This window comes from Microcoleus sp. F4-D5 (assembly GCF_036704885.1).
Taxonomy (GTDB): domain Bacteria; phylum Cyanobacteriota; class Cyanobacteriia; order Cyanobacteriales; family Microcoleaceae; genus Microcoleus.
Genome location: NZ_JAUBSX010000118.1, coordinates 1 through 15,838 on the forward strand (window position 1 = coordinate 1; position 15,838 = coordinate 15,838).

The following is a 15,838-nucleotide window of genomic DNA, read 5'->3' on the forward strand; positions in this document are numbered from 1 at the left end:
ATGAATTACGCCCTTGATTTAGCTAAATACTTCATCTTATCATGTTTTAGGTTGAAATTAAGATGCGTTTACCCTGCATTTCCCACTGCTTCAAAAGTAATATCCGCATCAATCGAAGCAGCAATTGCCCCACAAGTATAATTTGTAGGATTCTTAACAAAGTAATCAGCTATTTCGGGAATCCTAGCTTTGTTAAGCGCGCGTTTCGCCCGCATAGACGGCGGCAAATCTTCAGATTCAAAGGGAAACAATTTCGGCAAAAAACGCACCGGACACATCGACACATAATATTCGCGGCCCGCTTGAATTCCCCGGATGACCGGCAAAATGTATTCAAAAGAAGGAGTAGACATATTTTTTTGTTGGTTGCAGGTGCGAAGTATGAAGAAATCAGGGGCAAGTGCCATCGTCAATTCACTCGCTTCCCCGATATTCCGCCGGGGGTTGAAACCCCCGTCTCATAGCGAAAGTCGGTTAAAACCGACTAAACATAAACCTCGAAATTGATCCGTATTCAGTCCTCATAGCGAGGACTTTTGCTATGAGACAGGGGTTTCAACCCCTGGCGGGTCCCGATGGTGGCGGGTTTTCAACCCCTGGCGGACTCAGACGGTCGCGCGTGACACCCAGACGCATCTGCATCAAGCCCGATCGCCCCTCAGCTATTGACAAATAAAACATTAAATGATATGTAAGGTTGAACTTATGAGTATTTTAAGTATTTCACAAAAATTTTTTAAAAACAAGAGTTGACATACAATTTAACTCATGATATTTTTGAAAAAATAGCATAAATATCTAAAAACCGCCGATGAACACCAATCCAGCGGATGACCTCGCTAGCAAAATTTTAGAAAAAGAAAATAGCGACAGACAGGAAATCGCACTTTTATTAGATAATTATTTAGGAAAGGACGATCGCATTTTCGTCCAAAAAACCCAGATGGGAAACAGCGAAGCATACATCGGTTCAGTCACCCTAGAATGGTTAGACTCTCGCGTCCGTTTCGCCTCGCAAATGCCGCTTTTCCGCCAAAAATTCGACCTCCAAACCAACAACATCGTCCGCGACGACGAAACCATTGACGAAATTATCCAACGTCCCTTAGATTGGTCGCGCCAAGCAGCCCTCACTCAATACTTAGCAGCCCGAAAATCGCACAAATTCCCCGCAGTTTTAGTAGTCGTCAGTCCCCCGTGGGTAGATAATCCTCTAGCCGAGGAATGGGATAAAAATGGCGTAGCAACTAAATCGGCTGCTGAATTTACATCCTTTGATAAAAACGAGAACTTAGGGCTTTTGAATGTCTCTCAAAAAGTATCAATTTTTGCCTTAGACGGCCAGCATCGGCTGATGGGAGTTCAAGGTTTAATGAGTTTAATTAAAACCGGAATCCTGCAAAGATACAACAAAAATAAAAAACCTGTCGGCGCTGCAATTACTCTGGAAGATTTAGCAGAAGAGTATCAAATCGACCCCGAAACAGTGTATAAATTAGCTCACGAAAAAATCGGGATTGAGTTTATCCCGGCGGCGGTAGCGGGGGAAACGCGGCAGCAAGCACAACGGCGCGTGCGATCGATCTTTGTGCACGTTAACCTAATGGCGGTAACGCTGAGTCAGGGCCAGCTAGCATTATTGAACGAGGATAACGGATTTGCGATCGTAGCCCGAAAAATTGCCGTCACCCATCCCTTATTAAAAGAACAAGATGACAGAAACCCCCGCGTCAATTGGGACAGCGCCACAGTCGCAGCAAAATCAACTGTCTTAACCACATTGCAAGCGCTGCAAGATATGTCCGAACGGTATTTAGAATACAAATTCCCTCATTGGAAGCCGGAACGAAAAGGTTTAATTCCCATGCGTCCCGAAGATGAAGAACTCAAAGAGGGAATTGAAGAGTTTAAAAAATTGTTCGATCATTTAGCAACTTTACCCAGCTATCAAAGAATTGAAAGCGGCGAAGAAACGGCTGAATTGCGCCGATTTAGTTTTGAAAAGCCAGGGGGCGAGGGAAATATTTTGTTCCGTCCAGTAGGTCAAATTGCTTTAGCTAATGCTTTGGGAATTCTAGTATTTAGAAAGAAACTTTCCCTGAAATCTATTTTCGACAAACTCCGCAGATTCGATGTCGATGAAGGATTTAGCCACATGGACAATCCTGAGTCTGCGTGGTACGGGATTTTGTACGATCCGAACAAAAAGCGAGTGCTAGTTTCTGGAAAGGATTTAGCAACGAAGTTAATTGTATATTTGGTGGGGGGAATTCAGGACGATATGGAGCGAGCTCATTTGCGGCAAGCGGTAGCGGAGGCGAGGACTTTTGAGGATAAAGCTATTAGTTTTAACGGCAGGTTTGTGCCTCCGAAAGAGGTAGGATTGCCGCCGGTGCTGTCTTAGGAGCGAAGCTCTAGTACATCAATAAACTATTAGCTAATAATTTTACGGATATCATCTTGGATTTGAACACCAGTTTTTCCTTGCCATCTTTCTTTCAACAATTTCAGTCCAGCTTCGGCGTATTGCGTTACAAAGTCTAAGACTTCCCGGCTGTCTTTCGGTTCGGGCTTACCATTGCGTTTTTGAACTGTATGGACTCCCGCCTCAAGTGCAAGGCGAACATTTTCGTCTACGATACCCATATAAACTAGATCCTGACGGCGGCGAAGTGGAAGTGAGGAAATCTCCACATTATTTTTCAGGGCGTAAGCTGCTGCAAAGACATAAGCATCTACCATGCGACCAAATGCGCCGTTATTTTTGAGTGTGTCAAGATAACCCTTTGCTTCTGGAGTCGGGCGAATTGTTGCTTGAGGGTCTATATGTTTCATTCTGCCACCTCCACTGTGGAAGCGTCTTCAGTTGCACCCAAGCGCTTGATTTTGAGAATGCCAGTAACATGAGATCGCACACCTTTTAACAGATAATCTGGGAAATCGCGGTCTGTTGCTAGGACTATAACCTGTGATGGGATGTCTGGAAGAGAATTAATGAGATTTTTCTGGTGGTCGGTATCGAGATGACCAAATGGCGTGTCCATAATTAACGGTGCAGCCGTACCTGATGCGAGATTCAATCCGGCAATAAAGGAAAAAGCAAGTGCTTCTTTCTCACCAGCACTTAAGGTTTCTGGACTAAGAATTGCACCGGCTGCATTTTTGATACCTAGCGTATAGTCTTTCCTAATTTCCACTCCTATGTACTCGTCTGGCTTGTTGGTAACGCGACGGTGGATCTCAGAAGTACAAGTTTCAATAGTTTCTTTGCGCTCCGCGATGCGCCATTCAATAAGTTCCTCTGCTGCTTTATACAAACTTTTTGCTAGCTCGACTTGGCGTGCTAGATTTGCTGTTTCTTTATTTTGACTTGCTAATTTCTGGCTGTCCCGACGTAGCTGATCCTCCTCTTGTCTCACAACCTCTATTTCCCTGTTAAAACGCTCAATTTTATCTTGTTTTTCTTTTGCCATCTGTTCAGCTTCACCAACTTTCTTCCAAGTTGCTTGAGCTTCTTCTCCATTTATTTCTTTTGTTTCCTTTTTAAGACGATAAGCAGCTTGCTTAAACTCTTCAAGTTCTTCACGTAAGCGATCGCGCTTGAGCAAAAGTTTATCTAAATCAGGAGTCTGATAGCGGGAAAGAACTGTCAAACTACTGCGCAAATCATCTTGACGCAAGGCATTCTCAGTCCGGCTGACACTGATAGTTTCCCAGCCCCGCAGTTCCTGAAGGATATATTGACGCGCACTCTCATCGATACAGCGACCGCACACACAGTTATCAGACTCCAGCAGTTCTTGAAGTTGGGCAACAGAACCCGAACGTCTTGCGGTAGTAATCGTGGTGCTTTGCATCTCCTCTGCGACTTCTCGAACAAATTCAAGTAGCAGCGGAATTGGTGCTTGCCTTACGGTAATTTCAACCTGCTTTTCTGCTTCATTCAAATCTTCTTGTTTGCGGGATATTTCCCGCTCTAAATCGGTCAGCTTGTTTAATTTGCTAAGAAGTGCCTCAATTTGCCTTGCTCGTTCTTTAACGTCGTTACACATTACCATCGCAGCCTCATACTCTTCTTTTGCTATTTTAAGTTGATCTATTTTTGTCTCTATCTTTTCTTGAATGTCTGTCAAGTTCATCGTTACTTTTATCAAGTCTTTATTAGTTGAACCTGCATCACGCATTTTTTTTTCAATAATTCCCAGCGCGCGTTTGGCATCCTCCCGTAAATTTCTTAATTCGGGAATACCGAGAATCCGCTCGATCGCATTGAGAGTTTCCTGAGTGTGGATGTGTTGTGCGTAACGTTTTATTTCCACTCCGTCAAAGAAGAAGAACTCTTTACATGATTTCGGAAAAAGTTCTTCGATTCGTTCGCGCGCATCTCCTTGATGAATCCCGTTTTTCTGAACATTTGCTTCATCAGCTTGAGCAGAAGCACTTGCCCCGCGTATTATTCTCCTCGCATTGCGATTTATATCATAAATATCACCTTCACGAGCAAATGTGAGTTGCACTGAAAGTTCTAAATCAGGTTTGTTTTTAATAGCAACACGATTAAAATAATTGGGTAATTCAGTAGAGGATATAGCGTCACTACCATAGAGACACCATTGAATAGCTTCTATTATAGATGTCTTCCCATATCCATTCTGACCAAAAACAATCCAGATTTTATGTTCGCTATCGAGGTTAAATTCTATTCTCTCGTTTTCGTAACATTTCCAGTTTTTTAAACGGAGGCTTTTTAGCTTAAGCACCATAATTTTCAATCCTCAGTAGATAAGGTAACTGAATCGGCGTATCGTTCGATCATCTCTACTAAAACAGGAGCCATTCTCCTGTTTTGCAAGACAACTTTTTCCTGTTCGCGCTGGATAGCGTCTCTGAGTAATTTCTCGGGTATTTTATATTTTGCTGCAAGTTCTCGCAGTTTTTCTTCCATTGTTTACCCTCCTTATAGCCTAAATAAAATCTGAATGAGTAATACCGTAAGGTGCCAGTTCACCTACAAGTTTTGTGATGAGTGACATCCGATTGCGTGCGGCACGGGCAAACAGAGTTACCCGTTTAATTTCAGATGCAATAAGTTCGACCAATGAATCACCTAGTGGAGGAACGACAACAACATCGACAACTTTTGCGATCGCTTTTTTAGGTGCAACGCGGAGAACTCTGCCGCGTCGCTGGATAAACTGCCGTTCAGATGTGTCACTTGCCAGGATAATGGCAAGGTCAGCCTCTGGAATATCTATTCCTTCATCTAAGCATTTTACAGCAACGAGGGCATCAAAGTTGCCGCAGGCAAATTCAGATAACAGATGTTTGCGATTAACATCATCTGAGGAATATCGTGCAATGCGGAACCCGCGCTGGGCTAGTAGGCGACTTACCTCAGTAGCTTGTGCGATATCAGCGCAGTAAATCATGCCTCTGCGCGGCGGATAATCGGTGATAATGCGACCGAGGGCCGTGAGTTTTGATGCTGCAGATTTGATAATACGGGAACGCTGAATAGTCAGACGTTTTGCTTGAGCGATCGCATCTTCTTCTTTGTTATTGAGTAAACGACCTATCTTGGTTGTTAAGTTCGTAAATTTAGCGTATTCATTACCAGTCAACGGGGTGATGTATACGTGGTAATCATACTCGCAGAGAATGCCCGCCTCGATCGCCTGTTCTAATGTAAATTCATAGACAATCCCGCCGAAATATTCCAGCACTAATTCTGTTCCTTCTTCATCGTAAGCACGAATTGGAGTAGCAGACAGACCGAGGCGATACTGGAAGTCATCTCTTAGAATGCGTCTGTAGATAGCTGCACCTGTAGCGTGAACTTCATCCGCAATTAGCAAAGAACGAGGTGGTAAACCTCCAGCATCAGCAATTAGAGTAGTTACCTTTAATTTTGAAATTTCGCTGTAGCTGCCCACCACTATAGTAGGAAGTAGTTCGCACGACAACTCTCGGCGGTTTGCCAAACGGAGTTTCCTGAAAAGTGATTCCATCCAGAGTGTTGCAGTGCCTGTAGCAATTAATGGGGAGCGGAATGTTGTCCTATTTGCCAATTCATCAACCCATTGCTGTACGATTTCGTTTGTTGGGGCGCCAATAACAATAACATTAATATTTTCAATGCTGGCTGCACACGCTAACCCTGTTATCGTTTTTCCAGCCCCAGTTGCCATAGCTAAAATTCCGCAACTGCTGGCCAATAGCCAAGCGTTGAGTGCATCAACTTGCCGAGACTTTAACTCTACTTTTAGAACTTTATCCAATGTATGAAAGTTGGAAGTTTGAGACTCTGTTTGATTAACTATGTCGTTATTATGACTGTAACTACTGCCCTGTTCAGCCAACCTCCTAGATTTTCTGGTCTTTTTGATTTCAGGCTCTAGTGCAGGAGGTCGATCGGGACACAGCCGCAACAGCGATCGCGCCGCCGCTTCGGGAAACTCGATTACCTCCACATTCGGCGTCTCGTTTTTCCACAAATTCTGAAAATTTTCGGCTTTTTTTAATGCCCGTTCTCTCACTCCCAGATGCCAAGAACAAAAAACATCAATACATTCAAAATTATCAATTAAAGCAGTTGAGCTTTCGTTGGCCGAACCCGTGAAAGCAACGATATTGTTTTCGGCATCGGCAAATATCCCTAATTTTTCGTGATAAATTCCCTGGCGACGAATCTCTTTAGTAACAGCTAGTTTTATTTCGAGAATCTTTTGACTCAATAACCAAGCCAAACAAGCCCAGCGATCTCGAACAATTCCCTCAAATTCTTTATCTAATTCTCGCAGAACAGCACTGACAATAACTTCTTCTTTTTGTCGCATTCCTTGCACGATCGCCTCCGCATCTTCTGGGGACAAATGTGGAGAAGCCACGAGCTGCATCTTGCCGCCCACTCGAATCAATGCTGTCAGTCCTTTTGCGGCGGCTGCCATTGAAGTGCTGGAGAAAAAACCAACGGCTCGCTTGTAGACTGTAGCATTTTCCAAACAAGGAATATAAAATTCTTGGATTAGATCGCAGCGATCGCTCCGGTACTCATCTTGAATCGCTAAATCTCTCAAGCTCAACGCCGTACCCCCAAATCCCCGCTAATTTTTCTAGTATAGACTAATTCTCGCTATCTAGCCGCTGTCAATAAAATTAATTCTGCTGCTACAGGCAAATGATCGGACTCGGTTGCCTCCAAAACCGAACTCGATTTAGCACCCCAATGCTTTGAATACCAAATATAATCAATCCGGCAAAGGGGATAGTTTAATTTCCAATTCGATTTTTTTACCAAGAACTTAAGTTCCCAACCGTGAGGTCAGGTAAAACCAAACCCAAATCCAGATTTTCGGAAAGCATCTTGCATGACTTTCTGCACCCTGTCATAGTCTTGAGTTTCGTCTGTCATATTAAAATCGCCCGCGACAATTACTGGCAGAGTTTCTCGCTCAACTCGCTGCACTAAGTCTTGAATTTCCGGCGAGCGTGGGCTATATTTGTAAACGGGAATTTTGAGAAAACGCCAGATATTATATATCTTAATCCAGGGCCCGGTAGCTTGCATATTATAAATCACTACTTCTTGTTCGTTAAATTTAATAATTGCCCGTTGCTGCGTTTCTCGATGGCCGGCTAAGTGCAGTCTTTCCCTGGATACAATCGGATATTTACTGAGAATTCCTACAGGGGGAGTGCCAATTTGAGAGGGGTAGTCTGCCGCTAGAGGTAGGATTGCCGCAGGTGTTGAGTTGATTTTGTCACCGCTTCGGAACTACAGGCGGGACGCCCGTGCCACGATGCAGGCAGATGTTTTTTCACGATCGGCGATCGACTGCACATAGCTGCGCCAATTTATTGTTTTTCTCGTACTCTAGATTTGCGATCGCACGGCGTTGCAAAGTTAATCGAGTCAGTGGAGTGGAAACTGCACTGACTCGATCGCTCTTTTCGCCCATTCAAGATATGCGATCGCACGGCGTTGCAAAGTTGATTTGCTCAAGGTGATGTCACCCACTGGTTGATTCCGGCGATCGCACTACCTCAACTTAACTTTCGGGATAATTTGTCAGAATCAAAAATTCGGATGCTGGAATCGGTTGGATTTCGACATAAGCAATCCCATCTTGTCGCTGCACTGCCACCGTCGAGTCCACCTGATGAGCACCCGTGTAACCCGGATTCCCTGCTTGGGCCGTATTCAGAATTACCGTCATTGAACTTCCAACTGGGCTGAGATTGGCATCCACGAGCACTCTCGCTCCCCGATCGTCCGTTCCATGACTGTTTAGCACGCAAACCGCCTCTTCATCGTCTAAAATCCGCGACCAGCCAATAATTTCTCCACTCAGTCCGCGATCGCCAAAGGGCAAGTTCAAGAAAGGAATCGCGGTTGGTCGCAAATACTGTCGTCCCAAGCGCAGCACAGGGAACTTTTTGCGGAGTGCCGCCATTGCCGCCATCCGAACATAGACAGGGTGATTCGGATCGAAACAGTGAGCACCGGCTGTCCCAAACGGCCCAAAGCCGGGTAAGTTTTGATCGATGGCTTGTAGCCCTGCTACTCCCGATTGCCGGGGATGCGAGGGGCCAAACATGGCTTCCCGCAAATAGCGATCGGAGCCCTTCCAGTCCGGCAACCACTTGCGTTCAGAGGGTTCTGGCCCTGCCAATGCCTGCTCGGTTCCCGCGTAAATGCAAGGAATCCCCAACGTGAACAGTTGCAATCCCACTCCCGCAATCACCTGATGATCCGATGCAGCTTCACTGGAAAAGCGGATTTTTTCACCAAATACATGATCGTGATCGTCCAAAATTGAAACATGGCGCCGTCCGATATTCCGGTGAGTTCCCATTATGGCTTCTTTGTTGAACCCATTAAAGTAGGCTCTTGGGTCCATCAGCCCTTTGGCAACCTGGTTAAGATTTCCCCGCATCTCGCCGATATCCAACGCAGCATTTAAGTTTTGCCCCACCACATCCAGATAACGGTCTTCGTTGTAATCTCCGCCTGCTATTTCTCCTACCAAAAAGAAGTCACTCTTACCCAGATTGGCCGCAAACTCCTTAATCGCCCCGCAGAAATTTCGGGCTTGCTCGTAGGTAACGTGCTTGAGGGTATCAATCCGAAAGCCATCGCAGTCTGTCAGTGCAATCCAGTATTTATAACACCGGGCTAAGTTATCTAAGAGGTGGGGATAGTCCAACTGGAAATCTCGCAGTGTAATGAAATCCGATCGCCGGAATTCGGCATTGGAATCGTCGAGTTCCCCCCGCCCTAAATCGCCCTTTCCGGCACGAGTATAGCAATCTGGATCGTGAAGTTCCTTCGGCCAGACTCCTTCCGTCTCGGTTTGAGGTTGCCCCGCAATGGGTTGTCCCCGATCGCCCAGCCACGAGCCAAACTGATACCAACCAGACGTATAGGGTGGTTCCCATACCCCACCAGGAGTACCAGGGGCATAGATCCAGTTACACCCTGAATGGTTAAAAATGATATCAAGGATAATGCGTAGACCCTTGGAGTGGGCTTTATTGACCAGACTGACCAAATCTTGGCGAGTCCCAAAGCGAGGATCGACCTCTAGAAAATCTTGAATGCCGTAACCGTGATAGCTATCCAAGTGACCCCGTTGCCGAAAGATTGGCCCTACCCAGATCGTCGTCACGCCTAGTTGGTTGAGATAATCCAGCTTTGACTCTAATCCTTTGAGGGTCCCACCCTGCCAGCGATCGCCTCCCGACTCTGCCCATTTGTCAAATCGCCAAGACTGTCCATTGGGCAGATTAGGTCGGGCTTGATTGAGTTGCTGTCGATTCAGTAGAGGGCGTTTGTCCTCCTGACCATCGCTAAAGCGATCGGGTAAGAGAAAGTAAAGTACCTCATTTCTCCAATCAGCAGAGGATGGAAAGTAACTCTCACGTCGGGGTAAAGAGAAGTCTTTTAGACTATCCGGGCGCTTCTTGGTTAGATTCCGATCGGTAAATGTCATAGGATTTATCTCAGATTGGTGAATAGTTTTGCTCGCACTTCTGAAGTTATGTTTTTTTTGTTAATGTGAGAAAATCGGCGATCGCACTCTGTCAAGAATGGACTGGACTCAGGCGATCGCCCGCTCTTGTGTGGACTGAGTTAAACTTCTATGAAACCCAGATTTTTTGTTGTGGCGATCGGTTTGGGATGATGGGTTTCGTGCCCTCAACCGATCTTGCTAGAAGATGGCGATCGCACTTACTTAGCAGCAGACTAATTATCCCCGCAATGCTGCCGTACAAGTCGATCGATCGCCTGTGCAATAGTTAGGAATCTCGCTCGAGGAGTTTCGGGTTGATTATGGAGTGTTGTCAGAACATTATCAATACTTTGAGCTGTTTGCAATACCAATGTTGATGATTTCTCCCCCAGGCGAATAGTGAGTCGGTGGGGGTTGAGGGTAGGTTCAGATGGGATCTCAGAGGGTAGGTCGGCAAAATTCCGATCGGACAGAATGTTGGCAAGCATTACTAAATCCTGTCGCTCTAATTGACATATTTGATGGGGAGATGACACTGTATCGTTGATAAAACGACTAGCCTGACAAGTCCCATTAGGGAGAATGCTCCAAGTTATGCCAGAAATCCCCACAAAGCCCATCTGTCCATCTCGAAACTCTAACTCTGCGATCGGGTGACCGTCTTCCGTGAGGAAAGGATTGTTACGAGGTGTACTCATCGCCATAGCAGTCATAAACGCTAGAAGTGATACCAGAATGGTGACTGGAATCAGTTTTTGGTAAAAAGGCTTCTCCATAGCAAAAAACCTGTTTCTGGGGCATGGTTTCACCATACCCCCAGTCCTAATTAGACTATTCTTCTAGTTGACATAGACAAAGCAAACTACTAAACAGGGATGCCTCGTTCAGTTTCAAAGATCCGCTTGATCGTTGCTTTGTATTCTCCACCACACCAGGATTGGTCAACCGCGAGTAGCATATCCTTGGCATACTTGAAGGTCGGTGAAGTTGTTCCTAGAACAAGCATACTCCCAAAGATCAGGAAGTCTGCCACTTCTTGTCCGAGTTTTTTTCTCAAGTGCCAGCAGGCCCCGGCCCAAGCTTGACCGCGGTCATGGGACTCTGTTGAAGTTTCGGAATATTTCAAATCATTATCGCAGTTGCGAATCATCCCCGCTTTTTCAGGGCCAGGTACGACATACTCCCCTAAGTCAGGATCATTCAATAAAGAGCAAGCGAAATAATCAGCGTAACCTTCGTGCAGTGCAGCTCCTTCACTTCCAAACATAGCAGGGTGATATTCATCAATCACGGCATGGGTGAACTCGTGAGCAACTACATCAAATTCCTTGGCTAGGTCGCGAAGTCCACCGGGATTGCCGGGATAACTGCCATCTCCGAAGTAGATCTGCCCCGTACTGGAAGAGTAATAAGCATTATCGTATTTGGTTCCGGTATGGACGTTAGCAGCGAGTTGTCCACTGTTAGCTTTGCCATAGGGGTTATTGACTGTAAACCCTCGGAATCCCAGATCCGAAAAGTATTGATAGACTTTCTCCACAGCGTAGTAGACTTGGCATTCATCAAAGTGCGTATCTTCAGGAGGAAAGTCAAATCGATAGTTACCGCCTACCACTGCGCCTAAAGCATCCTCATTAATCACCTTACAATACCGACCATCTAACTTGTTGTAAGGAGATTTGACATCGCGCAGCATCACAGTTTTTAGGGGCGTTTCCTCTGGATTTTCAGAGTAAACTCGCGCCCGAGGTGCGAAGTAAAATGAGTGAAACTTCATCGAGTTGTAGCTGTCTACAATTTCTCCATTGTGGACATCAATAAAGTATTCCCAGTCACCGAGGGGGGTTTCTGCCGGAACAGTTAAGTGATAGACTCGCACATGACCCTGTTGGGTCGGATAGAGGACGGTTTTATGGGTAATGCCACCCCTCAACTCAACCGCTTCACCGAGATCTTTTCGGGCAATCTGACGAGCTTCTTTTAGGGAGATAGCTGTCTCGTCCGGTTTGACAGAAATTTGCGATCGCAGACCACTCGTCACTATCCGAACTTGATTTTTGTCATCTACACCTACCAAAACGCTGGCACCAAAGACCGGTAATCCCTGGTGATTTTGCTGGCGACGAATGAATTTCAGCCCGCCCCACTCAAAGGAATCAACTTCAGTCAGTTCTTCAGTATCATCTGCGCTCAGTCCTAAAATGCCAGGGTTTTCCATCAGGAAGGAACGGCTGGCGTCAGCGGCAGTGCCTGTCATTGTCATGGACAATTTTCCTTCTAAGTAAGCAGGATTGCCTGTCATGGTGTTCACCACTAAGGAAGATCCCGATCGCTGCGCCAGAAACGTCTGACTTTGGGCCAAAGCACCAGAGACGAAGGCATCAACACGATTTCGGTTGGCTGGATGACTAAGGCTAGACTCTTTATAAAACATAGGTTTTTCTCCTTGTCAATTTATGCAATGAATTCCTGAAAGTCGGATTTCTAAAGACGCTGGTTAACAGCGTTCGATCCAATACTCCTTCAAATAGACTTGGAAAACAATACGATGATCTGCGTATAGGATTATGAAGATATTGCAACAAATTACCCTTTGAGTAGTTCCAACTTTTCTCTTGGCAATCATCACCGCAACCGTTCGAGGTTGTATAGTTTTTTGTAAAGATTCTCCAAATGTTTTCACACTGTTCCTTCACAGGAACCCAGCACTTTAGCTATAGCATTTTTCAATCGGACATCTGTACTTAACTCAACTGAGAAATGCTATATTTCCGCATTGCTATTATTTTTGGCAATCCAAAACAACACCGGGACCTCGCGTTTGGTGAGTCTTAGGAATTCCCAAGCAGCAATAGAGAAGGATTGCGGTTGTTGTTCTTCCAGTAGCAAGATATATTGCTCTCCGAGTCCCGATCGGGAATGAGACGGATGATCTGTCGTCTGAGTAATTTTATGAATATTTAGCTAAGTTTTTGCGAACAGTCGCTACCCGCTCCGTGAAAAAAGGGGGCTTGAATTCGTTAAGTTCCCCTTGAGAACGGAGATGCTGAAGGCTGGAGGATCAAACAACTGCTTGCAGCTTTTGAGCAGCAGAATTGAGTTGGTGCGTGCTGACTTTGATTTGCGATACACCCAAAGCCGTCTCCCGCGCACCGAGATTAATCGCATTCATCGCTTCGACCGCTTGATTAATCGCGACTGCTTGTTGTTTGGCATTCAGCGATATCTGTTGACTGCTGAGGAAAACGTTCTCGATCGAGTTAGACACACCTGTGAATGCCTCTGCCATGCTATGGGCAAGGGACAAGCCTTCATTCACTGTCTTGTTGCCTTCATCGGTGACCATCACGGTGGAGTCGATCGCCGTTTGGATGTCCGATACCAGCCTGTTGATTTTGAGCGCAGACTGCTTACTTTCGTCAGCAAGTTTGCGAATTTCTCGAGCAACTACCGCAAAGCCTTTGCCACGATCGCCAGCACGGGCGGCTTCTACGGCGGCACTCACGGCCAGCATATTGGTTTGATTAGCTAAGTCACCCACCAAGCCGGAAATATTGCCAATCTGGTTGGTTTGTTCGCTCAGGCGCAAAATTTGTTGGGCGATCGCCCCCACTTTGTCCTTAAGGGTAGTCATCTCATCAAGAGTTTGGCGCACCGCTTTTGTACCGCCTTCAGTCAGGGAGAGGGCGTGACGTACCCCTGAAGCAGAGACTTCAGCCTGTTCCGCCGATTGGCGCGAAGATGCGCCGAGTTCGTCCATCGTGGTCGAGGTTTCATTCACTGAGCTAGCTTGTTGCGAGACGATGCGTTCTTGCTCTTCGACCGCACTGACGATTTGTGCCGAGGATCTAGCAATTTCGCCTGCAGTTTGGTTGAGGGTGTTGGCGATCGCCGTGGATATCAAGTATGCCACCACCAAGGCAATAACTAAAGAAGCAACAGCACCCAATACCGACATCATGACCAACACACCGAGCGCATTTTTGGTGTTAATTTCCGACTGCTTGACTAGCTTAGCTTGCTGAGTGTCAAACTCTTCCATAACAGCCTCGAAAGCCTTGAGATTTTCTGCACCCTGCTCCGCTGTGTCCATTACCAATTTACGGTTACCAGCTTTGGCCGCTTCAATCAGATTACGGGCGATCTTGTCATACTGGGTTGAAAATTCAACCATCTTGGTCATCCGTTCTTTTTGTTCATTGCTGAGGTTGTGAGTCAGAGTTAAGGCTTGTTTTTCAGTTTCCTTCAGCTTCTTGACACCCGCTTCGTAGCGATCGAGCGCTTCTTTGTCAAGGGTCAGAGCATAGCCCCTTGACTGTCGGGCAATTTCTGACACTCTCAATTCAATGTAGTCAGACATCCTCGCAGCTTTTACTGCTTGCAATGCTTCCTCAAAGTTCTTACCCCTGTTTTGTCACTCTGGCAGTAGTATAATAATGTACAAATGCTAGAACCAAGACACAGAGTATGGTACAGCCTCGTCGGGTCACACCGACAGTAAAATTTGTTGATGAATATTGCCAATGGTATAAAAGCCTGTTTTCAGATGTCAGGAGTTTTGAGGCTTTTAAGTACCTTCATATAGGGTGTGTTTCTGAGCTCAAACGTAAAACACTGCCTGCGATAGCTAAAATCGTTGGATTAGATAATCATCAAGGATTACACCATCTTTTAACATCATCACCGTGGTCAGTAGAGGAGTTAAGGATTCGGCGATTAGAGTTAGTTTTCCATCTTATTAAAAAATCGACCATTAATTTTAATAATAGATGAAACAGGAGACAAGAAAAAAGGTAAAAAGACAGATTATGTTAAACGTCAGTATATAGGAAACTGAGGGAAAACAGATAATGGGATTGTGGTAGTGACAGCCTACGGTGTTTTTGGCGGGATGACATTTCCCTGATTGTTTGAAGTGTATAAGCCCCGTGAAAGATTACAGCCAGAAGATAAATATCGTACCAAGCCAGAAATAGCAGCCCTGTTGATAAAAAAGCTATCATCAATGGGTTTTAACTTCAACTTAGTCCTGGCAGATAGCTTATATGGAGAGAGCAGTACAAATTTCATATCTGTATTAGATGAACTGAAGAAAAACTATATAGTTGCAATTCGCTCAAATCATTATGTGGAGATACTTTCACGGCAACATATTCAATATTCAAAGTGGCATAAATTTCAAAGGGTATTCTCTGACCTTAGCCAAGAAAAGCGCTTTATTAGAGAAATCATTCCTGGAAAACGTGGAGAACTCAGATATTGGCAGATTACCACAGATAGTGAGAATTTACCTGAGAATTCTAGTAACCGTTCAGGGGGGGTAGAAGAGAAATAGCCCAAAAAGCGGAGAAAATCTGATAAATTAAGTGACATGGAAGAAAAGCGCGTCAACCACTTAGAGCAGATACCCCCAGAAGATTGGGGAAAGACTCCAACCAGTGTCAAAAAACTGGTGGAGGCAATGGCGCAGCAAATAGAACAACAGGAAAAGAAACTAACCGAAGTCCTGATAGTTCAAGAACAGCTCCACCAAAAAAATTAATCGGACATCAGAAAACTCATCATCACCACCATCTTGCGACCCACCGGGATTTGGAAAAAAGCCGCCAAAGACAAAAAGCGGTAAAAAGCGAGGGGGGCAGCCTGGTCATCAAGGAAATAGCCGGGACTTATACCCAATAGAAGAATGTAGGGTAGTCCTAAACAAGTAATGACAAATTGTAATGATGGATAAAATACCAAATCGCACCATTCGTAACAAGTTAAGCTTGGATGGCAGTTGTCAAGGGGATTTGAGAAGATGTTTCAAAGAAAAAGCAGTCAGC

The 15,838-nt window shown here is 45.3% G+C and carries 13 protein-coding genes and 1 pseudogene; 3 read left to right on the plus strand and 11 right to left on the minus strand.

All coding sequences use genetic code 11. From position 1 onward, the window contains the following. Window positions 1-68: 68 nt before the first annotated feature. Window positions 69-353, minus strand: coding sequence for a DNA sulfur modification protein DndB (locus QUA80_RS31205; RefSeq protein ID WP_333428810.1), 285 nt, complete (start codon window positions 351-353; stop codon window positions 69-71). Window positions 354-811: 458 nt separating this feature from the next. On the opposite strand from QUA80_RS31205, the gene QUA80_RS31210 reads away from it, so the two are divergent. Continuing rightward, entirely contained in the window at window positions 812-2,404 is a 1,593-nt protein-coding gene (locus QUA80_RS31210) for a DGQHR domain-containing protein (RefSeq protein ID WP_333428811.1), read from the plus strand. A 29-nt stretch (window positions 2,405-2,433) separates the two neighbouring features. Here QUA80_RS31210 and QUA80_RS31215 read toward each other — a convergent pair whose 3' ends face one another. The 10 genes from QUA80_RS31215 to QUA80_RS31260 all read right to left on the minus strand — a co-directional run bounded on the left by QUA80_RS31215 (window position 2,434) and on the right by QUA80_RS31260 (window position 14,373). Further along, on the minus strand, window positions 2,434-2,835 hold the full coding sequence (locus QUA80_RS31215) for a hypothetical protein (RefSeq protein WP_333428812.1): 402 nt from the start codon (window positions 2,833-2,835) through the stop codon (window positions 2,434-2,436). Continuing rightward, window positions 2,832-4,763 carry an AAA family ATPase gene (locus QUA80_RS31220; RefSeq protein ID WP_333428813.1) on the minus strand — a complete coding sequence of 644 codons (1,932 nt, stop codon included), beginning with the start codon at window positions 4,761-4,763 and terminating at the stop codon, window positions 2,832-2,834. The genes QUA80_RS31215 and QUA80_RS31220 overlap by 4 nt, the downstream gene beginning before the upstream one ends. A gap of 5 nt (window positions 4,764-4,768) precedes the next feature. Next, complete coding sequence (locus QUA80_RS31225; protein ID WP_333428814.1) at window positions 4,769-4,945, minus strand: hypothetical protein; 177 nt, start codon at window positions 4,943-4,945, stop codon at window positions 4,769-4,771. A gap of 19 nt (window positions 4,946-4,964) precedes the next feature. Continuing rightward, entirely contained in the window at window positions 4,965-7,076 is a 2,112-nt protein-coding gene (locus QUA80_RS31230; protein ID WP_333428815.1) for a helicase-related protein, read from the minus strand. Window positions 7,077-7,321: 245 nt separating this feature from the next. Further along, a complete protein-coding gene (locus tag QUA80_RS31235) occupies window positions 7,322-7,579 on the minus strand; it encodes a hypothetical protein (protein WP_333428816.1) in 258 nt (85 codons plus the stop codon). 238 nt (window positions 7,580-7,817) lie between these two features. After that, window positions 7,818-7,958 (minus strand): hypothetical protein, encoded by a 141-nt coding sequence (locus tag QUA80_RS31240; RefSeq protein WP_333428817.1) that lies wholly within the window; start codon window positions 7,956-7,958, stop codon window positions 7,818-7,820. A 90-nt stretch (window positions 7,959-8,048) separates the two neighbouring features. Beyond that, window positions 8,049-9,992 carry an alpha-amylase family glycosyl hydrolase gene (locus tag QUA80_RS31245; RefSeq protein ID WP_333428818.1) on the minus strand — a complete coding sequence of 648 codons (1,944 nt, stop codon included), beginning with the start codon at window positions 9,990-9,992 and terminating at the stop codon, window positions 8,049-8,051. Between the two features lie 254 nt (window positions 9,993-10,246). Further along, a complete protein-coding gene (locus QUA80_RS31250; RefSeq protein ID WP_333428819.1) occupies window positions 10,247-10,789 on the minus strand; it encodes a hypothetical protein in 543 nt (180 codons plus the stop codon). 89 nt (window positions 10,790-10,878) lie between these two features. Continuing rightward, entirely contained in the window at window positions 10,879-12,447 is a 1,569-nt protein-coding gene (locus tag QUA80_RS31255; protein WP_333428820.1) for a M36 family metallopeptidase, read from the minus strand. Window positions 12,448-13,074: 627 nt separating this feature from the next. After that, entirely contained in the window at window positions 13,075-14,373 is a 1,299-nt protein-coding gene (locus QUA80_RS31260; protein ID WP_333428821.1) for a methyl-accepting chemotaxis protein, read from the minus strand. 107 nt (window positions 14,374-14,480) lie between these two features. Between QUA80_RS31260 and QUA80_RS31265 the strand changes: the two are divergent. Both QUA80_RS31265 and QUA80_RS31270 read left to right on the plus strand, forming a co-directional pair. Then, a pseudogene (locus QUA80_RS31265) lies at window positions 14,481-15,318 on the plus strand (IS701 family transposase); the annotation flags it as partial. A gap of 66 nt (window positions 15,319-15,384) precedes the next feature. Beyond that, window positions 15,385-15,555 (plus strand): hypothetical protein, encoded by a 171-nt coding sequence (locus QUA80_RS31270; RefSeq protein WP_333428822.1) that lies wholly within the window; start codon window positions 15,385-15,387, stop codon window positions 15,553-15,555. Window positions 15,556-15,838: the final 283 nt, after the last annotated feature.